Origin of the sequence: Tenacibaculum sp. 190130A14a (genome assembly GCF_964048965.1) — a bacterium.
Lineage (GTDB): Bacteria > Bacteroidota > Bacteroidia > Flavobacteriales > Flavobacteriaceae > Polaribacter > Polaribacter polynesiense.
Map to the genome: position 1 here is coordinate 3,295,522 of NZ_OZ040189.1, position 24,536 is coordinate 3,320,057.

Below are 24,536 nucleotides of genomic sequence, written 5' to 3' on the forward strand. Positions count from 1 at the left end.
TTGATTTTTTAGTTAAGTTTGAGAAAACATTCAAGATATGAAGAAATTATACTTTATCCCGTTCACCATCATATTTGTTTTCTTGTCTACTACAATTTTTAGTCAAAATAAAACCGAGAAAAAAATCACTATTCAAGTTAGAGATTTTAATAATAAGCCTGTACCAGGTGCCATTATTCTTTTTGACAACGTTAGACAAAAAAGCTGGACAAATTCTAGTGGTGTATTAAAAATAAAAACAACAAACGCACCTGTTGAAATTAGTGCCTTCTCTCCCAAATTAGGTATTAAGAAAATCAAGTATAATGGTCAGAAAAAAATAAAAATTACGATCCCAAAAGGAGACAAAAAATTACTGATTACAGATAACAAAGAAAAAAAGAGAGACCCTTCGCAGTTTTGGTCCATCTACGACTATTTAAGAGGTAATATTGCTGGCGTACATGTAACACCAACTAATGTAATTAGAGTTAGAGGATATGGAACGGTAAATGGAAGTATGGAACCGTTATTTATTTTAAACGGAACAAATATTGATCAAGAAACCTTTGGTAGAATTAGACCTAATTTAATCAAATCCGTACGAGTTCTCAAAGGTCCAGAAACAGCTATTTATGGTTCTCGAGGCGCTAATGGGGTTATTATTATCGAAACCTTGTAAAAACATACTAAAAACTTACATTGATCAATGTAAGTTTTTTTTATTCTCTACACTTATCTCCGAACCTTCTAACAAAAACACTGAATTGGGTTTTTCTTTCTCTAGAAAAGAAAACTCCCTTCCATATGTCTTTTCAAAGTTTACATTTATTTCATAATTTAATACTGGGTAATACTTCCAGGTAGGGTGTCTCACTTCATACTCTGTAGTTTTATGCTTGTTTTTTGCATACCCCCAATAATGTTCAGCAATAAACTCAATTTCAGTATTTGGTTGTATTGGTAAAGTATTTTTCTCACTCTCAACAGTAATGGTATTCCATATATTTTTTGTTTTCCATTGATATGAAGTAATCATTTTTTTATCCTCAAGTAACCAATTATGCTTCATTGGAAGGGTTTGATAATTCTCTTTATAAATGGTATTGGCTACAAAGGTAATGGCAGGTTTGGGGACAATTTCTTTGATAAACACCACCCCTCTTTTAAACTGCTCTCCTTCCTTTCTTTTCACATAAAACCGAAGATTTACTTCTTCAAAGTTAACATGCCCCGGTATTTTTACTCCTAACAGTTTTGTGTTTAAAAACATAAAACCAACCACACTTACGAAACAAGCATTGTTGTGGTAATCTAATTCAGTACCCTTAGGTAAATATGGAAATAAAATTTCGGGATTTACCTGATAGTTAATCATTATTAATTTTCTCCATTCTGCTTTTAAGAAACTCATATTGTTCTGATTTTTTAATAATTCACAAACCTCATAGGTAATATACTTATGAGGTTTACTTTTTCTTTTCCAATCTATTCAGCAATCTTCCCTAACTACTTTTTCTTAATTTTAAGTTTTCTTCTTTACTCGCTTTTCTTCCTTTCAAGAAAAATACTATAAAAAATATCATAATTACTCCAAGATAAATCGAAAATCCTCCAATCTTTGCACTTAAAGCTTCTACTAAATCTTTATAGTTTGACAAAGCATATATTTGAATAATCCTCAAAGCAAACCCTATATTCAATAAATAGAAGCCTATTTTGAATAATTTGTTTGTAGCAAAAGCTATTTCTTCCTTTTGGTGAAAGATATCTAACATAAATATCTTACTATTCTTAAATAAATGTTGCGATACAAAAGTGGTTAATCCAATACTTATAGGTAAGTAAATTAGATACGCAATTAACTCTAAATTTCCATTCATAATATTACTTTTTAAAATGTTTGTGAATTAAATGAACTATATAAATATTACTAAAATGTAGTATTCCAATAATCAAAAATATGGTACTAAACTTTGAGGCAAGTTCAACTAGTACTTCTGGTAAACTGTAAAGTCTCTTGATTGAATGTAAACTCCATATTGCCAAACCAATATTTAGGCAATAATAGGCTACTAATAACGTATTGTTTAATGCATTTCCAATAGATAAATCATTCGGAAAATAATTTCGGATATATACTTTTCCATTTTGAAAACAAAAGTTTCCTACATATAAAATAACTGTAACAGAAAAGACTAAATACAATATATAAGTAACTTGAATCATAGGACTAAGGTTATTTTATGTAATAGGTATGTAAAAAATACAGATAATAATATTGGGGGAGGAACTAAGAAAATTAAAACAACCTTATCTAATCCTCTAAAAAACTCTGCCAACACAAACCACATTACAAAATATAGAATTACAAGTGATAAATAAGTCATCAAATATTTTCTACAATCTTGTTCAAGTCGTCTCCAAATGATTAAAGTTAACACAGCAATTGTCAATTGAAAAACCCCAAGAAAAAATGCCACATATAGGGACAAAGCATTTGCATCATCAATCTGCATTACTCCTCCTAAAAATAATAACATCAAAAAGAGAAAGGTAAAAACGTAATTGACATAATTTATAATCATATATGATGTTTTCATATTTTCAGAAATTTTTGAAAGTTTATATTTAAATTTTTTTACTTTTTAATCATTTTGGTAAAATTAGATAACAACCAATGCTCATCAGCCTTAATTGCCTTATCTAAAATACCATTGACCGTATTGGTTACCGAAGACAAATCTCCCATCAACTTTTTAAACTGTTCCACTTCCTCTCCTTCTCCCGTTACGTTTTCTTGAAGCTCATCCAAAACCTTTAATACAGGTTCTACTTCCCTTTTCTTACGCTCTTTGGTAACTTGTTTAAACAACTCCCAAATATCCTTGTCGGCAACAAAAAACTCTTTACGTTCCCCGGCAACAAACTCTTTACGTACAATTCCCCAATCTATCAACGCACGCACATTCATATTTACATTTCCTCTAGAAATTTTTAAGGCTTCCATAATTTCATCGGCAGACAGTGCTTTGGTTGAAACTAATAATAGCGCATGCACTTGAGCCATCGTTTTATTAATTCCCCAACTAGTAGCTAAACTACCCCAGGTATGAATGTATTTTATTTTTGCGTCTTCTAATTGCATGGTTCAAATATACAATTATTTTTAAAACTTTCAATAATTATTGAAAATAAAATATTTTAAAATTATTCCCATATCTTGTAATAATTTTAATTCTAAGATTACTTATCAAGAAAACACAATTTTGAGTAACGATTTTTATACGTCATCTATTTTACCTCATTCAGGAATAATCATCAAGATTTGTAGAGCCTATACAGACTCTCAAGAAGATTTTGAAGATTTCTATCAAGAGGCTTGTTTACAAATTTGGAAAAGTAGAAATGCTTTTCAAAACAAATCAAAATGGTCAACTTGGATATATAGAATTACGTTGAATGTTTGCTTAACTCTTTCTAAAAAAAATAATAAAAAAAGATTTTCGGCAGAACATATAAGTGATGTTTCAGAAGAAAACAGAGCTTTTGAAAATGAAAATTTGAATTTATTGTACGAGGCTATTAAACAGCTTTCTGAAGTTGATAGAGCAATTATATTATTGCATTTAGAAGAAAATCCTTACAAAGAAATTGCTGCAATTATTGGAACTAGCGCTAACAATATTGCAGTTAAGATTAACAGAATTAAAAAACAATTAAAAATACTACTAGATGGAAAAATCAATTGAGAAAATATGGAATGAAGCTTTTATAGATGAACAGTCTTTAATAGCGCCAAAAGTAATTGACATATACAATCAAAAATCAAAATCAATTATAAACAAGATTAAGAGAACTTATGAGTTTGACAATAAAGGTTTACTTCCTATGGCAGGGATTGTTATTATTGGAGGAATTCTTTTATCTGAAACCATTATTGGTGCCTATGGAGCATTCTTAATTCTATGTCTTTATGTTTTTAACACTAAATTATTGAGCAGATTTAACACCATTGATGTAAAATCTGACAACTTAACTTACTTAAAAAACTATAGGAGCATTATAACTGGCATAACCAATGCTACAAAAAAACTGTTCATTTTTGCTATTCCTTTGGCTGTACTGTCTATATTTATATTAGCATATAATATTAAAGAAACCAGCTTTCTTTCTAAATTTATTTCTAACGATACTACCTTATTGCAAATGGGCGGAATTGGTTTACTTGTAGCAATTGCTGTAGGGATAATTGGATTAGCTGTCTTTACTATTTCTACTAAAATAGTTTATGGAACGTTGATTTCGAAACTTGATGATGTAATCAATGAAATTGAAGAAATAAAAAGTTAAGTCTACCATATATAAACGGAAGTATCTAAAGAATACTTCCGTTTTATTTTTTCTTTTGTAAAATGGTCAACCCAATACGAATTTGTTCATACGGAACCTTTTCTCCTAAAAATTCAAAATATGGTTTTAATGCCATCTCATTTCCTAATACCTTTTTAGCGTTGGCAATCTGTTTAACAACATCTGCCTCTATAAATTCATCTAAACTCACATCCTTTCCGTCTAGATATAGTTTAGACAAGTGCGAAAATATAGTTTGTGGTTTTAAATTTCTCTTAACTGCTATTTCATCCACAGAAAATCCTTCTTTGTAAAGATTAAATGTTTCTAGAGTAGTGTCCTTTTTCTTACGTTTCTTTTCGTTTAAAAATGTCTTTATTTCTTCTATAAACTCTCCACCGTAAACTTCAAGCTTACGCTGTCCTACTCCACTTATTGCTAAAAAATCATCATCTGTCTGTGGTCGTTCTCTTTCTATTTCCTGTAAAGTAGCATCACTAAACACCAAATAAGCAGCTATATCTTCTTCTTGGGCAATACGATACCTCAACTTTCTTAATCGTTCAAACAAAGTATCTGATGTTTTTGTCTTTGTTTTACGTGTTTTTAATATCTCTTTTACTTCTTTCTTAATTTCTACTGGTGTTGTTAATGCAATTTTTTCCCCTTCAAACAATACTTTTTTTGAGAATTCAGTTAACTGCAACACATTATTCAAATGAAAGGCAATTTGAATATACCCTTGATTTATTAACTGAATTATATAATGTTGCCAATCTCTCCAAGAAACTCCTGCACCTGCACCATACGTTTTTAGAGTTTGATAATTTTTATCTAAAACATTGGCATTTTTAGCTCCTCTTAAAACGTCTATAACCGTACCCATTGCCTCTTTCTGTTGCAATCTATACACCGCCGACAACGCTTTTTGAGCAATAATAGTTCCATCAAAGAATTGTGGAGGGTTTTTACATACATCGCAATTCCCACAGTTTTCTTCAATCAGCTCTCCAAAGTAGCTCAACAATATTTTACGTCTACAAACAGTTGCTTCAGCAAACTGTTTCATTCGATCTAATTTGGCTTCTTGTACTTCTTTGTTTCCTGTATTCGATATAAACTGCTTTAACTGAATAACATCGGCATAGCTGTGAAAAAGTAAAGCATGGGCTGGCAATCCATCTCTTCCTGAACGTCCAATCTCTTGGTAATATCCTTCAATATTTTTGGGCATATTGTAATGAATAACCCAACGTACATTAGATTTATCTATTCCCATACCAAAAGCAATAGTTGCACAAATAATTTGCACATCATCTTTTACAAAATCTTCTTGTGTTTTAGTTCTTTCTTCAAGATTCAATCCGGCATGATAGGCCTTCGCATCAATCCCATTTTGTTTTAGTTTGGTTGCAAGTTGTTCTGTAGTTTTTCTACTCAAACAGTATACAATACCAGACTCTTGGGGTCTTGCTTTAATAAATTTTACAATTTGCTGTACTCGTTCATTGGCTGGTCTGACTTCTAATCTTATATTTTCTCGGTTAAATGAGCTTACAAACTTTACTGCTTTTGGTATTGATAATTGCTCTAAAATATCTTCTTGTGTAGCTCTATCGGCAGTTGCAGTTAAAGCAATAATAGGAACATTAGGTAAGGTCTTCTTTAAAAAAGAAAGTTGTTTGTAAGACGGTCTAAAATCATGGCCCCATGCAGAAATACAATGTGCTTCATCTATAGCAACACAACTAATATAATTTTGATTCAATACATCTTGGAGTAACGGTAAACTCTCAGGAGCGACATAGAGCAAATTGAGAGTGTTATTAGCTATTCCGTCAAAAACCTCTCTTTGTTCCTCTTCGGTTTGCGTACTGTTGTAAAATGCAGCCGAAATACCATTAGCTTTTAAGCTATCTACCTGATCTTTCATCAGAGCAATTAATGGAGATATTACCAAGGTAATTCCTTTAAGAAATAGCGCTGGTAATTGATAACAAATAGATTTACCTCCTCCTGTGGGCATTATGACTAACGTATCGTTCTTATCCAATACATTTTCAATAATCTTTTGTTGTTCTAGTCTAAAACTATCGTAACCAAAATTGCTTTTAAGTTTCTCTAATAAATCTCTCTCTGTAATCTGCATCATGTTGGCAAAAATAACCATAAAAAAAGCGTAGAAATTAATTTCTACGCTTCATTTTCTTTATTCTTTAAAAGAATATTAATTGATGTCTTGTAACAATACCTCAACTGCTTTTTTCAATTGAGCATCTTCTCCTCTTTCTTTCCATCCTGGAGCATTCTTAATTAAATAATCTGGAACAGCAGGAGCTTCATTTTCCATATTCCCACCTGTTTTCTTTACAAACCAAGCTCTAAATGGCATACGAATGTATCCGTTTTGTAATCCTTTTCCTCCTGTAGAAATTACAGCTCCAAAAGTAGGTTGCCCTACTAACTTTCCTAAACCTAAGTTCTTAAAAGCATGTGAGAAAATTTCTGCATTCGAATAACTATTCTCGTTACATAGTGCAACAACTGGTTTGGTATTTACCGATAAAATTGCACGCTCATTGAATGGATAGTTCTTACTATACTTCTTATGATTCTTTAAACTTTTTGTAGCTCCTCTTGGAACCGTATATGCATGTTGATCTACATTTAAAACGGCCATTAATCTATCGGTAGTCCATCCACCTCCGTTATAACGTACATCGATTACAATTCCCTTTTTACCGTATCCGCTTGCCTTTAATTCTCTTTCAAAACGCTCAAAGCTAGGCATACTCATTCCTTGAATATGTATATACCCTAATTGACCATTTGAATATTGATCAACTAATTTTTTACGAGATGACACCCAAGCTTCGTATTGAGCTGTTCTTAATGAACGTTGTGGACGAATAACCACCTCTTTACCGTTCTTTAAACTCAATAAGGTTTCAGCACCTTGTGTGTTCTTTAGTAAGCTATAAAAGTTTGTATTCTTTTGAATCTCTTGTCCATTTACAGCTGTAATAACATCTCCAATATTTAATTTACTTTTCGATTTATCGGCTACCGCATTTTCTAACACATAAACTACACGTGCACCTTCTGAAGTATTTTCTACTTCTAATCCTAACAATCCAATTTTATCACTTGTATTTCTTGGAGCACTTCCTCTATACCCCATATGACTTGCATTTAACTGTCCTAATAACAAGTTATACATATATGAATAATCTTGGTGTGTGGTTGCTGATAATACCCAAGGTTTATATTTCTTTACTAAGCCATTCCAATCGTATCCATGGAATTCAGGATCGTAAAAACCTGCAGTTAAAGCTCTAATACCCTCATCAAAAATTTGAGCGTATTCTTTTTCTTTATTTCTTGTGTAAGTTGCTGAATGTGGTAATCCGGTAACCTTATCAGATTTAGTATCTAATTGCTTTAATCTTCCTCCAGAAACAAAGTATACTTTTCCTTTATTAAACTCAAAACCTCCAGCTCTAGAAACTCCTTTTACTGGTTTTGTTTTAGTTCCATCCCACTTAATTTTATACAATCCTCTTTTTTTAGTTGCAGGGTTTGTTGCTGAGAAATAGATAAACTTACTATCTGCACTAAACACAGGACTAAATTCATTATCTTGTAAAGAAGTTACTTGTACTAAACGATCAAAAATTCTATCTGAATCAATCTTTACATTTACTTTTTTCTTCTTTTTTGATTTCTTTTTGTCCTTTTTATCAGATTTACCTTCTTCTTTTTTCTCTGGATAATATGCTCCTTCTTGGTGGTCTAACTTAGATTTTTCCCAATCTTCTTTTTGTAACCAAACCATCCAAACATCATAATTGATTCCATTTCTATTTGAAATGAAGGCTAATTTTTTTCCGTCTGCACTCCAAACTGGGCTTCTATCACTTCTAGGGTGCATAGAAACATTCATCTTTTGCGTTTTATCTGCTATAGATTGAATAAAAATTTCGCTATCAAAATCTAAATCTTCTTGAGAATAAGCTACATATTTACTATCTGGACTCCAAGACACTCCTTCAGCAGCTGCCCAAGAATCTGAATATACTTGTGGTTTTACAATTTTTCCATCTTTGATGTCTGCAATCATTAAAGTTCCTCTTCCTACTTGGTACGCTATTTTCTTTCCATCAGGAGATACTAAAGGATTTTCTACATCTTCTTTACTATTTGTTAGTTTTGAAACTTTTGTTTTTAAACTTCTATGTAAACCAACTAAAGTATCTGTAGAAACTGCGCTGTATAATTCAAAATGACCATCTCTATCAGAGGTAAACACTACTGTTTTATCATCTAACCATTGCGGGCTACGATCTCTATAAGGATGCTTACTAACATTGTTAGAACGTTTTTTCTCCTTGTTATTTTCTTTTACAAAAATTTCTCCTTTTACTTCGATAGCCACCTTTTTACCATTAGGTGATACTGCATACCCTTCAATTCCGTTTGAAACCGTCTTTGTTTCCTCAGCTTCAAAACGATTATCGGAAGAAATCTTTAATTTAATTTTACTTGCCTTTCCATTAGTAACCTTATAAACATCTACACCGCTTAAATATACTATTGTTCCATTGTTACTAATTGAATACGTACGTACTCCGTCTTTCTTATGTGAAGTTAATTGAGTAGCTACCCCACTAGTAGTTCCATTTCCAGAAACAGCTTGCTTGTAAATATTATATCGTCCGCTTTTTGCCCCTATATAATATAAGTTTCCAGCTGCATCCCATTTTGGAGAATGGTCATTCTTGTTACTCGTTGTTATTTGGTTGTACTGCTTGGTTGCAGTATTATAAATCCAAATATCACGTTGTGCCGAACCTGAATAGTCTTCACGAGCGATTCTACAAGCACCTTTTGTAAACGCAATAAACTTACCATTTGGAGATAATTGAGCATCTTCTCCATAAGCCGTTAATAAACGTTTAGGAGTTCCTCCATTCTGGTTTACGCTATACATTTGACGATCCCATTCTGGACCTCTATACACTCTTCCTGTAGTAAAATAAATGTTTCCATCTGCTGTCCAATCGGTTGGCGTATTCGCCGTTGGATAATAGGTAAGTTGTTTTGGCACCCCTCCGTTCAATGAAGTGGTAAACACATTATCATTTCCTTTTCTATTAGAAGAAAAAGCAAGTTCAGTTCCTTTACTATTCCAAACAGGGTTACTCTCATATCCTTTATGAATAGTTAACCTGTTGGCTTGTTGTGTTGTAAAGTTATAAGTCCAGATATCTCCATGATAGCTAAATGCCATTTGGGATGCATCTGGACTTATAGCTGGCACTCTAATTAAGGTATGTTGTGCCAGTAAAATATTGCTGGTAAGTACCGCAATTACTAATAGTAATTTTCTAGTAGTCATTTATAAATCGTTTAAACCACTAAAGTACTTTATTAAGTTGTCTTTTATAAAAATTTAGCAATACCTTAACAATTCTTTAAGTTTTTTACAAAGCCTTCTACTCCTTGTATTCCTGTCTTATTCAATTCTTTAATAAATGCCGAACCAATAATAGCTCCATTCATATACTCACAAGCAGTAGAAAATGTTTTGTGATCTGATATTCCGAAACCAACAATCAATTTACTTTGTAGTTTCATGGCTTTGATTCTATTAAAGTAATCTATTTGTTGTTGAGAAATTTCTCCTTTTGCTCCGGTAATGGATGCAGAAGCTACTACATAAATAAATGCTTTTGTTAATGCGTCTATTTTACGAATTCGTTCTTCTGATGTATGAGGTGTTATTAAAAAGACATTGGTAATTCCATAACTTTCAAATAAAGATTGATAATGGGTTTCAAATTCTACCATTGGTAAATCAGGAATAATGATGGTATCAATTCCGCAATCCTTTACTCTTTGACAAAATGCATCTTCTCCATATTTAATTATCTGATTCAAATACCCCATTAAAACTAACGGTGTTTTATTCGTCTCTTTCAGGGCCAATAATTGTTCAAAAATCACATCCAAATTCATACCATTGCGAAGTGCAACAGAACTACTATGTTGAATTGTCGGCCCATCTGCTAAAGGATCTGAATAAGGTAATCCTACTTCAATAAAATCTACTCCATTAGTACTAAGTTTAGAAATAATAGGTGCTGTATCTTCAAGTTTTGGAAACCCAGCTGTGAAGAATATAGATAATAAGTCCTGATCTTTTTGTTGAAATATTTGTTGAACTGAATTCATTTTAATCTTCTAAGTGTTTTATGTAGGTTTCTAAATCTTTATCTCCTCTCCCTGACAAATTAATGATAATTGTTTGCTCTTTACGCAAATTCATTTTTGGTAATACTGCCAATGCATGTGCTGTTTCTAAAGCAGGAATGATCCCTTCTATTTTTGTTAATTCATAGGCTGCTTCTAGAGCTTCTTTATCGGTTGCATTCATAAATGTTGCTCTTTTTTCATCATATAAAAATGCGTGTAAAGGTCCTACTCCAGGATAATCTAATCCTGCTGAAATTGAGTAAGGCTCAACGATTTGTCCATATTCATCTTGCATTAAAATCGTTTTACTTCCATGAATTACTCCTACTTCTCCTAGCTGAGAGGTTGCAGCACTTTCTCCAGAATTCACTCCTAAACCTGCTGCTTCTACAGCTATTAATTCTACATCTTCATCATCTAAATAATGATAAAAAGCACCTGCTGCATTTGATCCACCACCTACACATGCAATTACTGTATCTGGATTCTCTTTTCCTGTATGCTCTTTTAATTGCCATTTCATCTCTTCTGAAATAATAGCTTGTAAACGAGCTACCATATCTGGATATGGATGTGGTCCTACTACTGAACCTATTAAATAATAGGTATCGGGGTGTTGAATCCAATAACGAATAGCTTCATTGGTTGCATCTTTCAGCGTTTTACTTCCACTGGTAGCCGCAACAACTTTTGCTCCTAGCATTTTCATTCGTGCTACATTGGGTGCTTGACGCTTAATGTCGGTTTCTCCCATAAAAACAATACATTCTAAACCCATTAATGCACATACCGTAGCTGTGGCTACTCCATGCTGTCCTGCTCCAGTTTCTGCAATAATTTTGGTCTTTCCTAATTGCTTTGCTATTAATATTTGACCAATCGTATTGTTTACTTTATGCGCTCCTGTATGATTTAAATCTTCTCGTTTCAAATAAATAGTAGCACCATATTTTTTTGACAATCTCTTTGCTAAATACAAAGGACTCGGACGACCTACATAATGTTTTAACAAATCTTTGTATTCTTTTTGAAATGTTTCAGATTCGATAATTTGTATGTAATTGTCTTCTAATTCTTTTACGTTTGGATACAACAATTCTGGAATAAATGCTCCTCCAAATTGTCCGTAGTAACCATTATGATCTGGATTGTATTTCATAATCCTTTATTGTTAGTTTTGTTATATTTCTATTTTTATTTCTTCTCCTTTTAACCATTTCACTAAAAGACTTTCATTTGTACTTAATTCTACTAAGTGGAATTTTAAATAAGAAGAAAACACCGCAGAGTTTTCTATATTTTCAATCCCTACTTTTCCATCCAAATAATTTGAATGAATCAGATATAATTGGCCCTCTCTTTTTAAAATAAAACCTACATGACTCTGATCAAATCCTATAAAATGAATTCCTTGAGGTAACCTTTTTCGGATTAGTTCAATATTCTTTTCTTTTGAACTTTCTGCTACATTTATAACACTCGTATCAAGTGCTAATATTTTAGCTTCATGCTCGGGAGATTGTTGTGCTAATTTGTATCTGTTTATATTTACTCCAATATGTTGAAGTGTTGTAGAAACAAAATACCCGCATGCTATTTCCCCTTTTCTAGGCTGAGCTGTATGACCTTCAAAAGACCATTTTGTTCCTTCCCAAAACGGAATTATTCGTTTCAAAAGTGATTTTTCAAATAGTACCGAAGTCTCTTTAGTATTCACTGATTTTTTAGACAATACTTTTTTATCCTCAAGAATCAATGATTTTACAATTCGATAATCTATATTTTCATCTTCTTGTAAAATAAACTCTGACAAGCTTTTTATCTTAACCGCAGCTTTATCGATATGAGCTTCTTTCTTGTTTATCTTTTCTGAATCTGTATTCTTTTGACCTTTACAAGACATTGCCGAAAACACCAACAAAACACTTAAAAATCTCACAAATACTTTCATAGAAATTCTAATTTTAAAAACATCGCACCTTATCTTTTATAAACCCTTCGTTCTTAATTAGTAAAAAGTTCCTTTTTAAACTTTGCCAAATCTTTTACCGATTTTACACCTGGTTTTGTTTCGAATTTACTGTTTACATCCAACGCGTGTATTGGTAAATTTGAGTTCACTATTTTTTGTATTTCTGGTATCTCCTTTAAACCAATACCTCCACTTAAAAACAAAGGAGTTTCTGAATTATAATTTTCCAAGACCTTCCAGTTAAAGGTAATTCCATTACCTCCTCTTTCTTTTCCCTTTGTATCAAACAAAAAATAATCTACCTCCGTTTCATATGGTTTTAATACTGTAAAATCAAACTCATCTTTTACTCCAAAAACCTTAATAACCTCAACATTTCTGGGTTTGCGTTTCTTTTTTAGTTGTGTTATCAACTCTTCCTCCGCTGTTTGAAAAGCTTCTTTTAGCTTTTGAATATATTCGACACTTTCATCACCATGCAATTGTACTGCATCTAATTGGTATTCTTGAATTAATGAGACTGCTATTTCTATATACTCATTCACAAAAACGCCCACTTTTTTTATACTTTTTGGTAGCTCTGGAATAATTCCTTCAAAATTTCTTGGAGATCTATCATAGAAAATAAACCCTAAATAATCAGGTGTTAATTCAGCTACTTGCTGAATATTCTCTACATATTTCATCCCGCAAACTTTTAACTTCATGGTTATCTAATTTGCTCAATGAATTCTTTACACGCTTCTCCTGGATTTTCTGTTTTCATAAAATTTTCACCAATTAAAAAACCTTGAAAACCGTGTTCTTTTAATCCAGTAATAATTCTAGGATCTGAAATCCCACTTTCTGAAACTTTTAATGCGGTATCTGGAATTTGACTTGCCAAGTTCATTGAATGTTCTAAATCAACTTCAAAAGTTTTTAGATTTCTATTATTAATCCCAATAATCTTATTATCTAAATCTCCAATTTTATCTAAATCTTCTTGAGAATGTACTTCATATAACACTTCTAAACCCAAGTCAGTTGCCAACTGCCCGTAATTTTTCAACTGTACTGCGTCTAAACAAGTTGCAATCAATAACACTACATCCGCCCCAATTGCTTTCGCTTCTACCACTTGAAATCCGTCAACAATAAAATCTTTTCTAAGAATAGGTTTTGTTGTATTAATACTTCTAGCTTCCATTAAATCTGCCATTGTTCCTCCAAAAAAAGAGGTGTCCGTTAAAATAGATTGCGCTGCAACATTTGCGTCTAAATAACCATTGGTTACATCACTTATCGTTGCTTTATCATTAATCACTCCTTTAGAAGGGGATTGTCTTTTAAACTCAGCAATTATACCCGTTGAATAAGGTTCTAATAAAGATTTCTTTAAAGAAATAGTGTCTTTTTTAAAATGTGGGCTTTCGATTAACTTTTTTACAGGAATCTCTGCTTTAATCTTTGCTATTTCCTGTTTTTTAAATGCTATTATTTTATCTAAAATGGTCATACTCATTGTTAATTATGAATTATGAATTTTCAGTTCCTTGAGACTTCATTCATAATTTTAAACTATAAAATTTATCTAACTAATTTTTCTAACGATTGTTTTGCTTTTAACCCTAATAAAGAATCTTTTGCTTCCTCAAAAGCCGTTGCAAAGGATTTATTTTTATCAAAAGTCTTTAAGGCAAATGCAGCATTGGTTAGCACTACATTATTTTGAGCTTCTGTTCCTTTACCGTCAATTATATTTACAAATATTTTTGCTGCTTCTTCTACAGTATCTCCTCCAAATATATCTGATTGCTGTAATTGTTTTTGTCCTAAATCTAACGGTGAAATTTGTTGTTCTGTTTCTTTGGTAAACAGTTTAAAATCTCCTGTCAAAGATATCTCATCGTATCCATCTAAGGCATGAACAACTCCATAATTAACATTAGATTGTTGTAACATATAATTATATACTCTTGCCACTTCTAAATTAAATACTCCTACTAATTGATTTTGTGGTGAACTTGGGTTTACCAATGGCCCCAACATATTAAAAAATGTTTTTACTCCTAACTCTCTACGAATTGGTGCTACAACTTTCATAGCTGGATGAAACAAAGGAGCGTGCAAAAAACAAATATTGGCTTCGTCTAATTGTCTTTTTAATGTGCTTTCATCATTGGTAAATTGATATCCTAAAAATTCTAACATATTAGAAGAACCAGATGCCGAAGAAACCCCATAATTTCCATGTTTTGCTACTTTATTACCCGTTCCTGCAACAATAAAAGAGGTTAACGTGGAAATGTTAAATGTATTTTTTCCATCACCTCCTGTTCCACATAGATCAATCGTATTAAAATCTGACAGATCTACTTTTACTGCCAATTCTAATAAGGCTTCTCTAAATCCAGATAGTTCGTCTACCGATACCGGACGCATTAAAAAAACCGTAATAAATGCTGCTATTTGTGATGCATTGTATTTCTCTTGAGCTATATTTATCAATACCTCTTTAGATTGTTCTTTCGTCAATCTTTTTTGCTCAAATAAAGTGTTTAATATTTTCTTCATTGTAACGACTTTAAACTTTAAGCTTTAAGCTTTCAACTGAATTAATAAAATTCTCTATCATCTTTTTACCTTCTGGTGTTAAAATACTTTCTGGGTGAAACTGAACAGCTTCTACAAAATACTCTTTATGCCTTAAAGCCATAATACTCCCTGCATCATCAATTGCCGTAATTTCTAAATCTGATGGAAAGTTATTATGAGAAGCTATCCAAGAATGGTAACGGGCAGCTTCAAAGGTTTCTGGAATATCTTTAAAAGTAACCGTGTTTTCTCTCGTTACTTTCATTTCGGTAGCCACACCATGAAATACATCATTTAAATTTTCTAATTCACCTCCAAAAACTTCTGTAATTGCTTGTAAACCTAAACACACTCCAAAAATTGGAATCTTCCCTGCATAGGTTTTAATCGTTTCCTTTAAAATTCCAGCTTCATCAGGAATTCCAGGACCTGGAGATAAAATAATAGCATCGTAATTTTTAATTTCATCGATAGATATTTCATCGTTACGATACACCTCTGGTAACGTACCTGTAATATCTTCTACATAGTGCACCAAATTATAGGTGAATGAATCGTAATTATCTAATATTAAAATGTTCATCTTAAATGTTTTCTGCCAACACCAAAGCTTTCTTTAATGCTGCTAATTTGTTATTAACTTCTTGTAGCTCGTTTTCCTCTTTAGAGTTTATGACTATCCCAGCTCCTGCCTGGTAATACAATGTATTGTTCTTACTTACAAATGAACGTATTGCTATGGCTTGATTCACATTTCCATTCAATCCGATAAAACCAACACACCCCCCATAAAACCCGCGAGTTTGATTTTCATAAGTATCTATCAATTCCATTGCCTTATACTTTGGCGCTCCACTTAAAGTTCCAGCAGGAAAGGTATCTCCAACTATATTCATTGGATTTCCTGTGATGGTTCCAGTTACTGTTGATACCAAATGTATTACATGACTAAAATATTGAACTTCCTTATAGGTTTCAACAGTTACATTGGTAGCATGTTTACTTAAATCATTACGTGCTAAGTCTACTAACATTACATGCTCTGCATTTTCTTTAGGGTCATTTGCCAACTCCTTTGCCAACTCTCTATCTTTTTCATCATCACCTGTTCTTCTAAAAGTACCAGCAATTGGATTGATAATAGCCTGTTTATCTTCTATTTTGATTTGTGCTTCTGGTGAAGACCCCATTAGCTTAAAACTTCCATAATCAAAATAAAACAAGTATGGTGATGGATTTATAGATCGTAATGCTCTATAAACATTAAACTCATCTCCTTTAAATTGCTGTTGAAATTGACGAGACAATACTAACTGAAAAACATCTCCTCTTTTACAGTGCTCTTTAGCTTTTGTTACATTTTGTTTAAACTCTTCATCAGTCACATTCGAAGTTTCTGCTCCAATAAAATTAAAATCATATTTAGCAAAAGATTGTGAGTTGACTAAATTTTCAATTTCTGACAATCGAGATGTTTCACCATCTGGAATATTTTCAATTAAAATCAATTCATTTTTAAAGTGATTGATTGCTACAATAAATCTGAAGAAACTGTATTGTAACATTGGAATGGCAGAAGGTGCTTTTTTCGAATTGAATTGTATCGTTTCAAAATATTGAACAGCATCAAATGTAGTATAACCATACAAACCGTTAAAAGATTTAATTTCATCAGAACAATCCACTTGGATCATATTACTATACGACTCAAACTTTTGATAAAAGTCTCTTTCTATAGGCTGCATTTCTAAAAGTTCTTTCTGATATGATAACGATATATTGTTTTCTTCAGCTTTAATAGTAACCATTGGTTCTATACATAAAAAAGAATAACTATTTTCTTTACTATGATAATCTGAACTTTCTAACAACAAACTATTTGCATACTTATCGCGAGTGCGTAAATACAAACTCACTGGAGTAATAGTATCAGCTAATTGTTGTTTCGAAATTGTTGTAAACTTTATTTTATTCATTCTTAAGTTTGTTATAACAAAAAAGGCTTATCATGAGATAAGCCTTTTCGTTGTATTATAGATATAACAGTATGGTCTCACTAACGTAAGTTAAGAGATTTCCACCACCAGTTATTTAATAATTGTTTCATCATTATGATACAAATGTATAAAGTCATTTTGATTTTGCAAACTTTTCTTTCAAATTATTTAACACAACTAAAAAATAGTAAGTCTCTTTCAATAAATCACACAAAACCGATTTCATTTTATTATAAATACAATAAAAAAAGTTAATAATCATAATCATAATTTAATTTTTGATTACAAAAAAGAAACATTCACCTGTTATTTGTACCAGAAATAAACCAAATAGAATAAAATTTATAAAAAGATATAGTTATGTGTGGAATTGTATGTGCGTTTGATTTAAAGCAGTCTTCAGAAGAGCTTAGACCACAGATTTTAGAAATGGCAAAAAAGATTCGCCATCGTGGTCCGGATTGGAGCGGTATTTATAGTGATAAAAAAGCAATTATGGCTCATGAACGATTAGCTATTGTTGATCCTACTTCAGGACAACAACCTTTATTTAGCCATGATCGTCGTTTTGTGTTAGCTGCAAATGGAGAAATATACAACCACAAAGAAATAAGATCTCAATTAAAGGAAAAACACGAATTCCTAACTAAATCTGATTGTGAAGTTATTTTAGCACTTTACAAAGAAAAAGGAGTTGAATTTTTAGACGACTTAAATGGAATCTTTGGTTTTGCAGTATACGATTCTACCACAGACGAGTATTTAATTGCTCGTGATCATATGGGAATTATCCCTTTATATATGGGATGGGATAAGCACGGAACTTTTTATGTAGCTTCTGAATTAAAAGCTTTAGAAGGATATTGTAACAAAATTGAAATATTCCCTCCAGGACATTATTATACAAGAGAAGACGGTTTACAAAAATGGTATCAACGTGATTGGATGGAGTACAAAGCTGTAAAAGAAAACCAAACTTCTATTGATGAGTTACGTGATGCTCTAGAAGCTGCCGTACACCGTCAATTAATGAGTGATGTTCCTTATGGGGTATTATTATCTGGAGGATTAGATTCTTCTATCACCTCAGCTATTGCAAAAAAATATGCTTCCAAGCGAGTAGAGTCTGACGACAAAGATGAGGCATGGTACCCTCAACTACACTCTTTTTCTATTGGATTAGAGGGATCTCCCGATCTAGCTGCAGCTAAGAAAGTATCTGATCATATTGGAACTATTCATCATGAAATTACCTTTACGATTCAAGAAGGTCTTGATGCTATTAGAGATGTAATTTATAATCTTGAAACCTATGATATAACTACTGTTAGAGCGTCTACTCCAATGTATTTAATGGCGCGTGTCATTAAATCAATGGGGATTAAGATGGTTCTTTCGGGTGAAGGTGCGGACGAGATTTTTGGAGGATATTTATACTTCCACAAAGCACCAAATGCGGAGGAATTTCATAAAGAAACAGTGCGTAAACTAGATAAACTTTATCAGTATGATTGTTTAAGGGCCAACAAGAGTTTAATGGCTTGGGGGATTGAAGGAAGAGTCCCTTTCTTAGACAAAGAGTTTATGGATATTGCCATGCGTATTAACCCAGAGGATAAAATGATTAACGGTGAACGAATGGAGAAATGGGTATTGCGAAAAGCTTTTGAAAGCTATTTACCAAAAGAAGTTGCTTGGAGACAAAAAGAACAATTTTCTGACGGAGTTGGTTACAACTGGATAGATACTTTAAAGAAAGTGGTTGAAACTGCAGTAACTGACGAAATGATGGCCAATGCTGCACATAGATTTCCAACTCAGACTCCACGAGCAAAAGAAGAATATTATTATCGTTCTATTTTTGAAGAGCATTTTTCAAGTGAAACTGCGGCTTTAACCGTACCATCTGTTCCATCTATTGCATGTAGTACACCAACTGCATTGGCTTGGGATGCTAGTTTCCAAAACCAAAACGAACCAAGTGGTCGAGCCATTAAAATGGTACATGAAGACGCTTATTAAGATCTTTTTATGTTATTATTATATTTTTAGTTGTGAAAAACCCCGCCTTATGCGGGGATTTTTATGTTTTCAACATAAAATACTTTCAATTGCTACTTATATTTGTAGCATATTCACTTTTCTTCAGTATTAAAAAAAACAAATTTTACTCCTTCTCCTCTATTCTGTTTCATCAATTTACAAAAGCTTTAGTTTGACAATAAAAAAGAAATCCAACCTACTTATTTCAACAAAGCCCCATTAGATTCCCTATTTTCACTCGACATGACAGATACATGACATTTAAATGACGTATAAATAACCATCTATTTTTTCGAGATTTGTACCAACGGAATTCATAAAAAATGAAAAATCAAACTTTAGGTAAAAGATTAAAATATTACAGAACTTTAAAAGGATATACGCAAGATGAACTCGCATCATTATCGTCTGTTGCAATACGAACAATTCAACGTATTGAAAAAGAAGAAGTGCAACCTCATTTGCAAACCTTAAAATTACTAGCTGAAAGCTTAGAAATTGGAATTGACGATTTAAAAATTATTGAAAATCCTAATCATGAAACCGTACAAAAAAAATGGTTGTTACTATTACACTCTAGTCCATTCTTAGGCTTAATTATTCCCTTTGCAAACATTCTTTTCCCTTTGTTTTTATGGATTCATAAAGAAAAAGATAACCCTTTATACAATCAACATGGAAGGGCTATTATCAATTTTCAATGCTCAATTACATTATATCTCATTATATCTTTAGTGCTATTTTTTCCCTTTCCCGGATACAACTTTTTCTTAACTGGTCTTGTTTTTCTATTTGGAATTATTACAACACTATATAATATTAAAAAAGCTATAGATTCTGAAACCTATCGATATCCGCTCTCCATCCAGTTTCTAAAAAACTAACAAGATTCTAAAAAAACATACTAACTTAAAATTTTATCCGAATGAAAAGAAAATTCATCACGGCAATAAAAGCTATTGCCCTACCTTTAGTATTCATTTTTATACTACAGTTGCTAAATCCATTAGCGAGCTTTATTAAAACAAACTCAAAATATAACCAAGTATTATTGGGTATAACGGCCATAACCATAGCAATTACCATTTCCTATTTCTATGATAAAAACACGAAGAACACCTTAACCCCCAATACAGCAACCATAGGTAAAACTCTTTTAGGTTTATTTACAGGACTTATTGCAGCGTCATTAATGATTTTAACACTGTTAACCTTTAGTAACCTGAAAATTGAACACAGCTCCAATATAAACTACTTAAGTATTTTCTTTAGTAGTTTACTATTTTTCCCATTGGCATATTTTGAAGAAATCATATTTCGAGGAAATGCTTTTATTAACTTAAAAAGCACTTTAGGTATGCGCAGTGCTCAAATCATATTTGCGCTATTATTTGCATATTATCATGATCCTGCGGGAAGCACCTTTGGCGCTCAGCTTCTTGGACCTGGAGTTTGGGCCGTAATTTACGGATGGTCAGCTATTAAATTTAAGGGAATAGCATTTCCAGTAGGGCTTCATGCCGGACTCAATATTACTCAGGGGGTTTTCGGAATGAAAGAAGATCGATATGCTATTTGGAATCTTTATTACGACAGTAACTTAGCAGAACATTTAAAAGATAAAACCGAATTTATAGGAATACTGATGCAAATAGTCGTATTAATTGTAGGAATACTATTAACAGAAAAGCTAATAAAAAAGAATCCCGCTTAAGCGGGATTCTAAACTCAAATTAATTAGAAGCAATAAAATAAGGCGCTAAATTTACTTTCGCATTTCCTCTAGCTCCATAATAATTATTATAACTTTTATTCTTCTCAATTGTATAAAATGAATCAACATAGTCATCATTATTCGTATACCAACTATTTGGCATTGCTTGAATAATTGCTCCTGCTACTTGACCAAGTACGTTTACCCATGGTTGTGTAGACACAGCTCCAATAATTTGAAATACTCCATTAACAATGGTAGATACTAAATCTTTGTAATTTACATTATCATCTTTTTCAAAAAGCTGAATATTTGCTGCTTGGTATTTGTAATCATCCCAAAATAACATTACTTGATTAGGATAATAATCCCTACCATCATGATCTAAATAATACATTGGAATTACCTTGATTTCTGGAGAGTTACTATCATCTTTAATTCCAGAAGTAATTGCATAAACCTCTGCAGCTCCACTAATCCAAGGCTCTTCATCATCATTTAAACGGATCTTATTTAGTTTCGTCGTTTCTAATCCAGATGTTTTTGCCGCGTTTAAAACATCTCCCACCTTTTTTCCTTCAAATCTATTGTTCTGAACACCTTCTTCTCTTAACATCTTATTCATGTAAGCTACTTCTTTCTTCAAAGTTTCAAAACCGTCTGTTTCAATAACAATTACAGGTTGCTCAGGTGCTTTATTTGCGTCTAAATACACCACTTTTTTATCTAGTGTATATGCCACTATTTGTTTCCAATCTTTTTCTTCTCCTTTAGGAGCAAAAGAAAACAACAATTCAGATGACGTTGTCACTGCTTTTGGATTATGCATCCAAACCTCTAAAATTTCAATTTTCTCAGGAGCAAATTCGGCACTCGCATTGCGTTCTAACTCATCGGTTTTCTTTTCTAAATTTTTAAACGACTGTTCTTCAGAAACAAAATTTGATGTTTTGTCTAATATCTTAGATAATTCAACACTAGGCTGTTGTTTACTTAACATTTCAAGAGTTACCTTCTTAAAATTTTCATTGTTCATTAAATCAATAAAATCTAAGGTGACCTCTTTTTTGTTTACCAAGTTTACATCAGCTAACTCATTTGTGGGGTTCTTTGTTAATTCTTCAGAGTTATTACAACTAACAAGTAAAATTGAGGCAATAGCCATGCCTAATAGAATACGGGGGATTCTCATTTTTTAAAAATTTATTTGGTTAATATCTGTCAACAAACATCTGAAATTTCAAAATAAAAAACAACATAAATGTTAATTTTTTATGAATTAAAAAACATAATCTTAATTTTAATGAATAAAAAACATTTTTTTAACACTGTATTAACATATGTTATTTTTTTATCTAAAATTTATTTTATGTAATTTTCGATTCATTATTAGTCTCCCTATAAAAGCTTCTAAAGCATTTTTAACATTCTTCTCTTTGCTTAAAAATATAGATAACCCTGTTTTTTATTTAAACATGATTTTTAAGCGTTTTAAGGCACTTTTAGCAAAAACTATATTTGTTAATAAAATTACAACCAAGCACCTTAAAAACTTTTATTTTTAGTTTTAAAAATTGTAAATTTGTTGAGATTACAAGTCGCTTTCGAGCGATTTTTTTATGAAATGATTTTAATTTAATTCACTTTTTATGAGCGAAGAAAAAAAGCATAATTATTCCGCCGATAGTATTCAGGCATTAGAAGGAATGGAGCACGTACGTATGCGTCCATCCATGTATATTGGTGATGTTGGTGTTCGTGGGTTACATCATTTAGTTTATGAAGTTGTAGATAACTCTATTGATGAAGCTTTAGCTGGTCATTGTGATACTATTTCGGTAGATATTAATGAAGATAATTCCATAACAGTTAGAGATAACGGACGTGGTATTCCTGTTGGACTTCACAAGAAAGAAGGTGTTTCTGCTCTTGAAGTAGTAATGACTAAAATTGGTGCTGGGGGTAAGTTTGACAAAGATTCATATAAAGTATCTGGAGGTTTACACGGAGTTGGTGTAAGTTGTGTAAATGCACTTTCAGATCATTTGAAAGCAACTGTTCATAGAGACGGTAAAATTTGGCAACAAGAGTACGAACGTGGAAAAACGATGTACCCAGTAAAAACAGTTGGAGAAACAGACATTACTGGAACAGAAGTTACTTTTTTACCAGATACCTCTATCTTTCAACAAACAACAGAGTACAACTATGATACCTTAGCTACTCGTATGCGAGAACTTGCATACTTAAACAAAGGAATCACAGTAACTCTAACAGATAAGCGTAATACAGATGATGAAGGAAATTTTATTTCTGAAACTTTCCATAGTACAGAAGGATTATCTGAATTCGTAAAGTATTTAGATAGTACTAGAGAGCAGTTAACAGCAGGTGTAATTTCTATGGAAGGAGAAAAAAATGGAATTCCAGTAGAAGTTGCAATGGTATACAATACTTCTTATGCAGAAAATTTACATTCTTATGTAAACAATATTAATACGCATGAAGGAGGTACACACTTATCTGGTTTCCGTAGAGGATTAACACACACTTTAAAGAAATATGCTGACGAGTCTGGTTTACTGAAAAATGTAAAGTTTGACATTTCTGGAGATGACTTCCGTGAAGGTTTAACTGCCATCGTTTCGGTAAAAGTAGCTGAACCTCAATTCGAGGGACAAACAAAAACAAAATTAGGTAACCGTGAAGTAACTTCTGCAGTATCACAAGCAGTTGCTGAAATGCTTACTGATTACTTAGAAGAAAATCCTAATGATGCGAAGACCATTGTTCAAAAAGTAATTTTAGCTGCACAAGCAAGACATGCAGCACGTAAAGCACGTGAAATGGTGCAACGTAAAACTGTTATGAGTATTGGTGGTTTACCTGGTAAATTATCTGATTGTTCTGAAACAGACCCAGCTGCTTGTGAAATATTCTTAGTTGAGGGAGACTCGGCAGGTGGAACCGCTAAACAAGGTCGTGATCGTAATTTCCAAGCAATTCTTCCTTTAAGAGGTAAAATCTTAAATGTTGAAAAAGCAATGCAACACAAAGTTTTTGAAAATGAAGAAATCAAAAACATGTTTACCGCATTAGGTGTTACTATTGGTACAGAAGAGGATCCTAGAGCTTTAAACCTTTCTAAATTACGTTATCATAAAGTAGTAATCATGTGTGATGCCGATGTAGATGGTTCTCATATTGCAACCTTAATCTTAACCTTCTTCTTCCGTTACATGAGAGAAATGGTAGAGCAAGGATATGTATACATTGCTACTCCTCCATTATATTTAGTTAAAAAGGGTCAAAAACGTGAATATGCTTGGGATGATAATCAACGTGATTTAATTGCTCAAAAAATGGGCGGAAGTGTCAACATTCAACGTTACAAGGGTCTTGGAGAGATGAATGCTGAACAATTATGGGACACTACTATGAACCCTGAGTTCAGAACTCTTCGTCAAGTTACTATTGATAACTTAGCAGAAGCCGACAGAGTATTCTCTATGTTAATGGGAGATGACGTACCACCTCGTAGAGAATTTATTGAGAAAAATGCAAAATATGCAAATATCGATGCATAACTCACTATAAAACAAAAAAAAAACAAAAGCTCAACTTTAACAGGTTGAGCTTTTTTTAC

Annotated in this window: 23 protein-coding genes; 7 read left to right on the top strand and 16 right to left on the bottom strand. The window is 32.2% G+C overall.

Features of this window, described 5'->3' with window-relative positions; translation table 11 throughout:
- Nucleotides 1–37 precede the first annotated feature (37 nt).
- Nucleotides 38–661 (top strand): TonB-dependent receptor plug domain-containing protein, encoded by a 624-nt coding sequence (locus ABNT22_RS15315; RefSeq protein WP_348717801.1) that lies wholly within the window; start codon nucleotides 38–40, stop codon nucleotides 659–661.
- A 24-nt stretch (nucleotides 662–685) separates the two neighbouring features.
- Here the strand turns inward: ABNT22_RS15315 and ABNT22_RS15320 are convergent, their stop codons facing one another.
- From ABNT22_RS15320 to ABNT22_RS15340, 5 genes are all read right to left on the bottom strand, one after another.
- Nucleotides 686–1,393: a DUF2071 domain-containing protein gene (locus tag ABNT22_RS15320; protein ID WP_348717800.1), complete on the bottom strand. Its 708-nt coding sequence runs from the start codon at nucleotides 1,391–1,393 to the stop codon at nucleotides 686–688.
- Between the two features lie 91 nt (nucleotides 1,394–1,484).
- A complete protein-coding gene (locus tag ABNT22_RS15325; protein WP_348717799.1) occupies nucleotides 1,485–1,862 on the bottom strand; it encodes a hypothetical protein in 378 nt (125 codons plus the stop codon).
- A 4-nt stretch (nucleotides 1,863–1,866) separates the two neighbouring features.
- Nucleotides 1,867–2,208 (bottom strand): hypothetical protein, encoded by a 342-nt coding sequence (locus ABNT22_RS15330; RefSeq protein ID WP_348717798.1) that lies wholly within the window; start codon nucleotides 2,206–2,208, stop codon nucleotides 1,867–1,869.
- A complete protein-coding gene (locus ABNT22_RS15335) occupies nucleotides 2,205–2,582 on the bottom strand; it encodes a hypothetical protein (RefSeq protein WP_348717797.1) in 378 nt (125 codons plus the stop codon). The genes ABNT22_RS15330 and ABNT22_RS15335 overlap by 4 nt, the downstream gene beginning before the upstream one ends.
- 38 nt (nucleotides 2,583–2,620) lie before the next feature.
- Nucleotides 2,621–3,127, bottom strand: coding sequence for a GbsR/MarR family transcriptional regulator (locus ABNT22_RS15340; protein WP_348717796.1), 507 nt, complete (start codon nucleotides 3,125–3,127; stop codon nucleotides 2,621–2,623).
- Between the two features lie 121 nt (nucleotides 3,128–3,248).
- Here ABNT22_RS15340 and ABNT22_RS15345 point away from each other — a divergent pair, with 121 nt between their 5' ends.
- Together ABNT22_RS15345 and ABNT22_RS15350 are read left to right on the top strand one after the other, a co-directional pair.
- Nucleotides 3,249–3,731 (top strand): sigma-70 family RNA polymerase sigma factor, encoded by a 483-nt coding sequence (locus tag ABNT22_RS15345; RefSeq protein WP_348717795.1) that lies wholly within the window; start codon nucleotides 3,249–3,251, stop codon nucleotides 3,729–3,731.
- Complete coding sequence (locus ABNT22_RS15350; protein ID WP_348717794.1) at nucleotides 3,715–4,332, top strand: hypothetical protein; 618 nt, start codon at nucleotides 3,715–3,717, stop codon at nucleotides 4,330–4,332. Before ABNT22_RS15345 ends, ABNT22_RS15350 begins: the two co-directional genes overlap by 17 nt.
- A 43-nt stretch (nucleotides 4,333–4,375) precedes the next feature.
- On the opposite strand, the gene recQ is transcribed toward ABNT22_RS15350, so the two are convergent.
- The 10 genes from recQ to ABNT22_RS15400 all read right to left on the bottom strand — a co-directional run bounded on the left by recQ (nucleotide 4,376) and on the right by ABNT22_RS15400 (nucleotide 17,112).
- Nucleotides 4,376–6,481: a DNA helicase RecQ gene (gene recQ / locus ABNT22_RS15355; protein WP_348727164.1), complete on the bottom strand. Its 2,106-nt coding sequence runs from the start codon at nucleotides 6,479–6,481 to the stop codon at nucleotides 4,376–4,378.
- Between the two features lie 78 nt (nucleotides 6,482–6,559).
- On the bottom strand, nucleotides 6,560–9,730 hold the full coding sequence (locus ABNT22_RS15360) for a S41 family peptidase (protein WP_348717792.1): 3,171 nt from the start codon (nucleotides 9,728–9,730) through the stop codon (nucleotides 6,560–6,562).
- A gap of 65 nt (nucleotides 9,731–9,795) precedes the next feature.
- The gene (gene trpA, locus ABNT22_RS15365) at nucleotides 9,796–10,566 is read right to left on the bottom strand and encodes a tryptophan synthase subunit alpha (protein ID WP_348717791.1); all 771 of its coding nucleotides are present in this window, start codon (nucleotides 10,564–10,566) and stop codon (nucleotides 9,796–9,798) included.
- 1 nt (nucleotide 10,567) lies between these two features.
- Nucleotides 10,568–11,746 (bottom strand): tryptophan synthase subunit beta, encoded by a 1,179-nt coding sequence (gene trpB, locus ABNT22_RS15370; protein WP_348717790.1) that lies wholly within the window; start codon nucleotides 11,744–11,746, stop codon nucleotides 10,568–10,570.
- A 21-nt stretch (nucleotides 11,747–11,767) separates the two neighbouring features.
- Entirely contained in the window at nucleotides 11,768–12,538 is a 771-nt protein-coding gene (locus ABNT22_RS15375; protein WP_348717789.1) for a hypothetical protein, read from the bottom strand.
- 53 nt (nucleotides 12,539–12,591) lie between these two features.
- Nucleotides 12,592–13,245, bottom strand: a complete 654-nt coding sequence (locus ABNT22_RS15380) for a phosphoribosylanthranilate isomerase (RefSeq protein ID WP_348717788.1) — start codon at nucleotides 13,243–13,245, stop codon at nucleotides 12,592–12,594.
- Nucleotides 13,246–13,268: 23 nt separating this feature from the next.
- Nucleotides 13,269–14,057, bottom strand: coding sequence for an indole-3-glycerol phosphate synthase TrpC (gene trpC, locus ABNT22_RS15385; RefSeq protein ID WP_348717955.1), 789 nt, complete (start codon nucleotides 14,055–14,057; stop codon nucleotides 13,269–13,271).
- A 71-nt stretch (nucleotides 14,058–14,128) separates the two neighbouring features.
- On the bottom strand, nucleotides 14,129–15,115 hold the full coding sequence (gene trpD, locus ABNT22_RS15390; RefSeq protein ID WP_348717787.1) for an anthranilate phosphoribosyltransferase: 987 nt from the start codon (nucleotides 15,113–15,115) through the stop codon (nucleotides 14,129–14,131).
- A 10-nt stretch (nucleotides 15,116–15,125) separates the two neighbouring features.
- Nucleotides 15,126–15,719 carry an aminodeoxychorismate/anthranilate synthase component II gene (locus ABNT22_RS15395; RefSeq protein WP_348717786.1) on the bottom strand — a complete coding sequence of 198 codons (594 nt, stop codon included), beginning with the start codon at nucleotides 15,717–15,719 and terminating at the stop codon, nucleotides 15,126–15,128.
- Between the two features lies 1 nt (nucleotide 15,720).
- Nucleotides 15,721–17,112: an anthranilate synthase component I family protein gene (locus tag ABNT22_RS15400; protein WP_348717785.1), complete on the bottom strand. Its 1,392-nt coding sequence runs from the start codon at nucleotides 17,110–17,112 to the stop codon at nucleotides 15,721–15,723.
- Between the two features lie 381 nt (nucleotides 17,113–17,493).
- Between ABNT22_RS15400 and asnB the strand changes: the two genes are divergently transcribed.
- From asnB to ABNT22_RS15415, 3 genes are all read left to right on the top strand, one after another.
- The gene (asnB, locus tag ABNT22_RS15405) at nucleotides 17,494–19,155 is read left to right on the top strand and encodes an asparagine synthase B (protein ID WP_348717784.1); all 1,662 of its coding nucleotides are present in this window, start codon (nucleotides 17,494–17,496) and stop codon (nucleotides 19,153–19,155) included.
- 344 nt (nucleotides 19,156–19,499) lie between these two features.
- Nucleotides 19,500–20,060: a helix-turn-helix domain-containing protein gene (locus tag ABNT22_RS15410; RefSeq protein WP_348717783.1), complete on the top strand. Its 561-nt coding sequence runs from the start codon at nucleotides 19,500–19,502 to the stop codon at nucleotides 20,058–20,060.
- Between the two features lie 41 nt (nucleotides 20,061–20,101).
- A complete protein-coding gene (locus ABNT22_RS15415) occupies nucleotides 20,102–20,890 on the top strand; it encodes a type II CAAX endopeptidase family protein (protein ID WP_348717782.1) in 789 nt (262 codons plus the stop codon).
- Between the two features lie 19 nt (nucleotides 20,891–20,909).
- On the opposite strand, the gene ABNT22_RS15420 is transcribed toward ABNT22_RS15415, so the two are convergent.
- Nucleotides 20,910–22,082 carry a DUF3103 family protein gene (locus tag ABNT22_RS15420; RefSeq protein WP_348721674.1) on the bottom strand — a complete coding sequence of 391 codons (1,173 nt, stop codon included), beginning with the start codon at nucleotides 22,080–22,082 and terminating at the stop codon, nucleotides 20,910–20,912.
- Between the two features lie 457 nt (nucleotides 22,083–22,539).
- On the opposite strand from ABNT22_RS15420, the gene gyrB reads away from it, so the two are divergent.
- On the top strand, nucleotides 22,540–24,477 hold the full coding sequence (gyrB, locus tag ABNT22_RS15425; protein WP_348717781.1) for a DNA topoisomerase (ATP-hydrolyzing) subunit B: 1,938 nt from the start codon (nucleotides 22,540–22,542) through the stop codon (nucleotides 24,475–24,477).
- Nucleotides 24,478–24,536: the final 59 nt, after the last annotated feature.

What these genes read in the sequence shown, in the direction of transcription:
- trpB (WP_348717790.1), bottom strand. Translation starts at nt 11,746, where the DNA reads ATGAAATACAATCCAGATCATAATGGTTACTACGGACAATTTGGAGGA.
- trpD (WP_348717787.1), bottom strand. Translation starts at nt 15,115, where the DNA reads ATGAAGAAAATATTAAACACTTTATTTGAGCAAAAAAGATTGACGAAA.
- recQ (WP_348727164.1), bottom strand. Translation starts at nt 6,481, where the DNA reads ATGCAGATTACAGAGAGAGATTTATTAGAGAAACTTAAAAGCAATTTT.
- ABNT22_RS15350 (WP_348717794.1), top strand. Translation starts at nt 3,715, where the DNA reads ATGGAAAAATCAATTGAGAAAATATGGAATGAAGCTTTTATAGATGAA.
- gyrB (WP_348717781.1), top strand. Translation starts at nt 22,540, where the DNA reads ATGAGCGAAGAAAAAAAGCATAATTATTCCGCCGATAGTATTCAGGCA.
- ABNT22_RS15320 (WP_348717800.1), bottom strand. Translation starts at nt 1,393, where the DNA reads ATGAGTTTCTTAAAAGCAGAATGGAGAAAATTAATAATGATTAACTAT.
- ABNT22_RS15315 (WP_348717801.1), top strand. Translation starts at nt 38, where the DNA reads ATGAAGAAATTATACTTTATCCCGTTCACCATCATATTTGTTTTCTTG.
- asnB (WP_348717784.1), top strand. Translation starts at nt 17,494, where the DNA reads ATGTGTGGAATTGTATGTGCGTTTGATTTAAAGCAGTCTTCAGAAGAG.
- ABNT22_RS15415 (WP_348717782.1), top strand. Translation starts at nt 20,102, where the DNA reads ATGAAAAGAAAATTCATCACGGCAATAAAAGCTATTGCCCTACCTTTA.
- ABNT22_RS15420 (WP_348721674.1), bottom strand. Translation starts at nt 22,082, where the DNA reads ATGAGAATCCCCCGTATTCTATTAGGCATGGCTATTGCCTCAATTTTA.
- ABNT22_RS15395 (WP_348717786.1), bottom strand. Translation starts at nt 15,719, where the DNA reads ATGAACATTTTAATATTAGATAATTACGATTCATTCACCTATAATTTG.
- ABNT22_RS15380 (WP_348717788.1), bottom strand. Translation starts at nt 13,245, where the DNA reads ATGAAATATGTAGAGAATATTCAGCAAGTAGCTGAATTAACACCTGAT.
- ABNT22_RS15410 (WP_348717783.1), top strand. Translation starts at nt 19,500, where the DNA reads ATGAAAAATCAAACTTTAGGTAAAAGATTAAAATATTACAGAACTTTA.
- ABNT22_RS15325 (WP_348717799.1), bottom strand. Translation starts at nt 1,862, where the DNA reads ATGAATGGAAATTTAGAGTTAATTGCGTATCTAATTTACTTACCTATA.
- ABNT22_RS15330 (WP_348717798.1), bottom strand. Translation starts at nt 2,208, where the DNA reads ATGATTCAAGTTACTTATATATTGTATTTAGTCTTTTCTGTTACAGTT.
- ABNT22_RS15360 (WP_348717792.1), bottom strand. Translation starts at nt 9,730, where the DNA reads ATGACTACTAGAAAATTACTATTAGTAATTGCGGTACTTACCAGCAAT.
- ABNT22_RS15400 (WP_348717785.1), bottom strand. Translation starts at nt 17,112, where the DNA reads ATGAATAAAATAAAGTTTACAACAATTTCGAAACAACAATTAGCTGAT.
- ABNT22_RS15340 (WP_348717796.1), bottom strand. Translation starts at nt 3,127, where the DNA reads ATGCAATTAGAAGACGCAAAAATAAAATACATTCATACCTGGGGTAGT.
- ABNT22_RS15375 (WP_348717789.1), bottom strand. Translation starts at nt 12,538, where the DNA reads ATGAAAGTATTTGTGAGATTTTTAAGTGTTTTGTTGGTGTTTTCGGCA.
- trpC (WP_348717955.1), bottom strand. Translation starts at nt 14,057, where the DNA reads ATGACCATTTTAGATAAAATAATAGCATTTAAAAAACAGGAAATAGCA.
- trpA (WP_348717791.1), bottom strand. Translation starts at nt 10,566, where the DNA reads ATGAATTCAGTTCAACAAATATTTCAACAAAAAGATCAGGACTTATTA.
- ABNT22_RS15335 (WP_348717797.1), bottom strand. Translation starts at nt 2,582, where the DNA reads ATGAAAACATCATATATGATTATAAATTATGTCAATTACGTTTTTACC.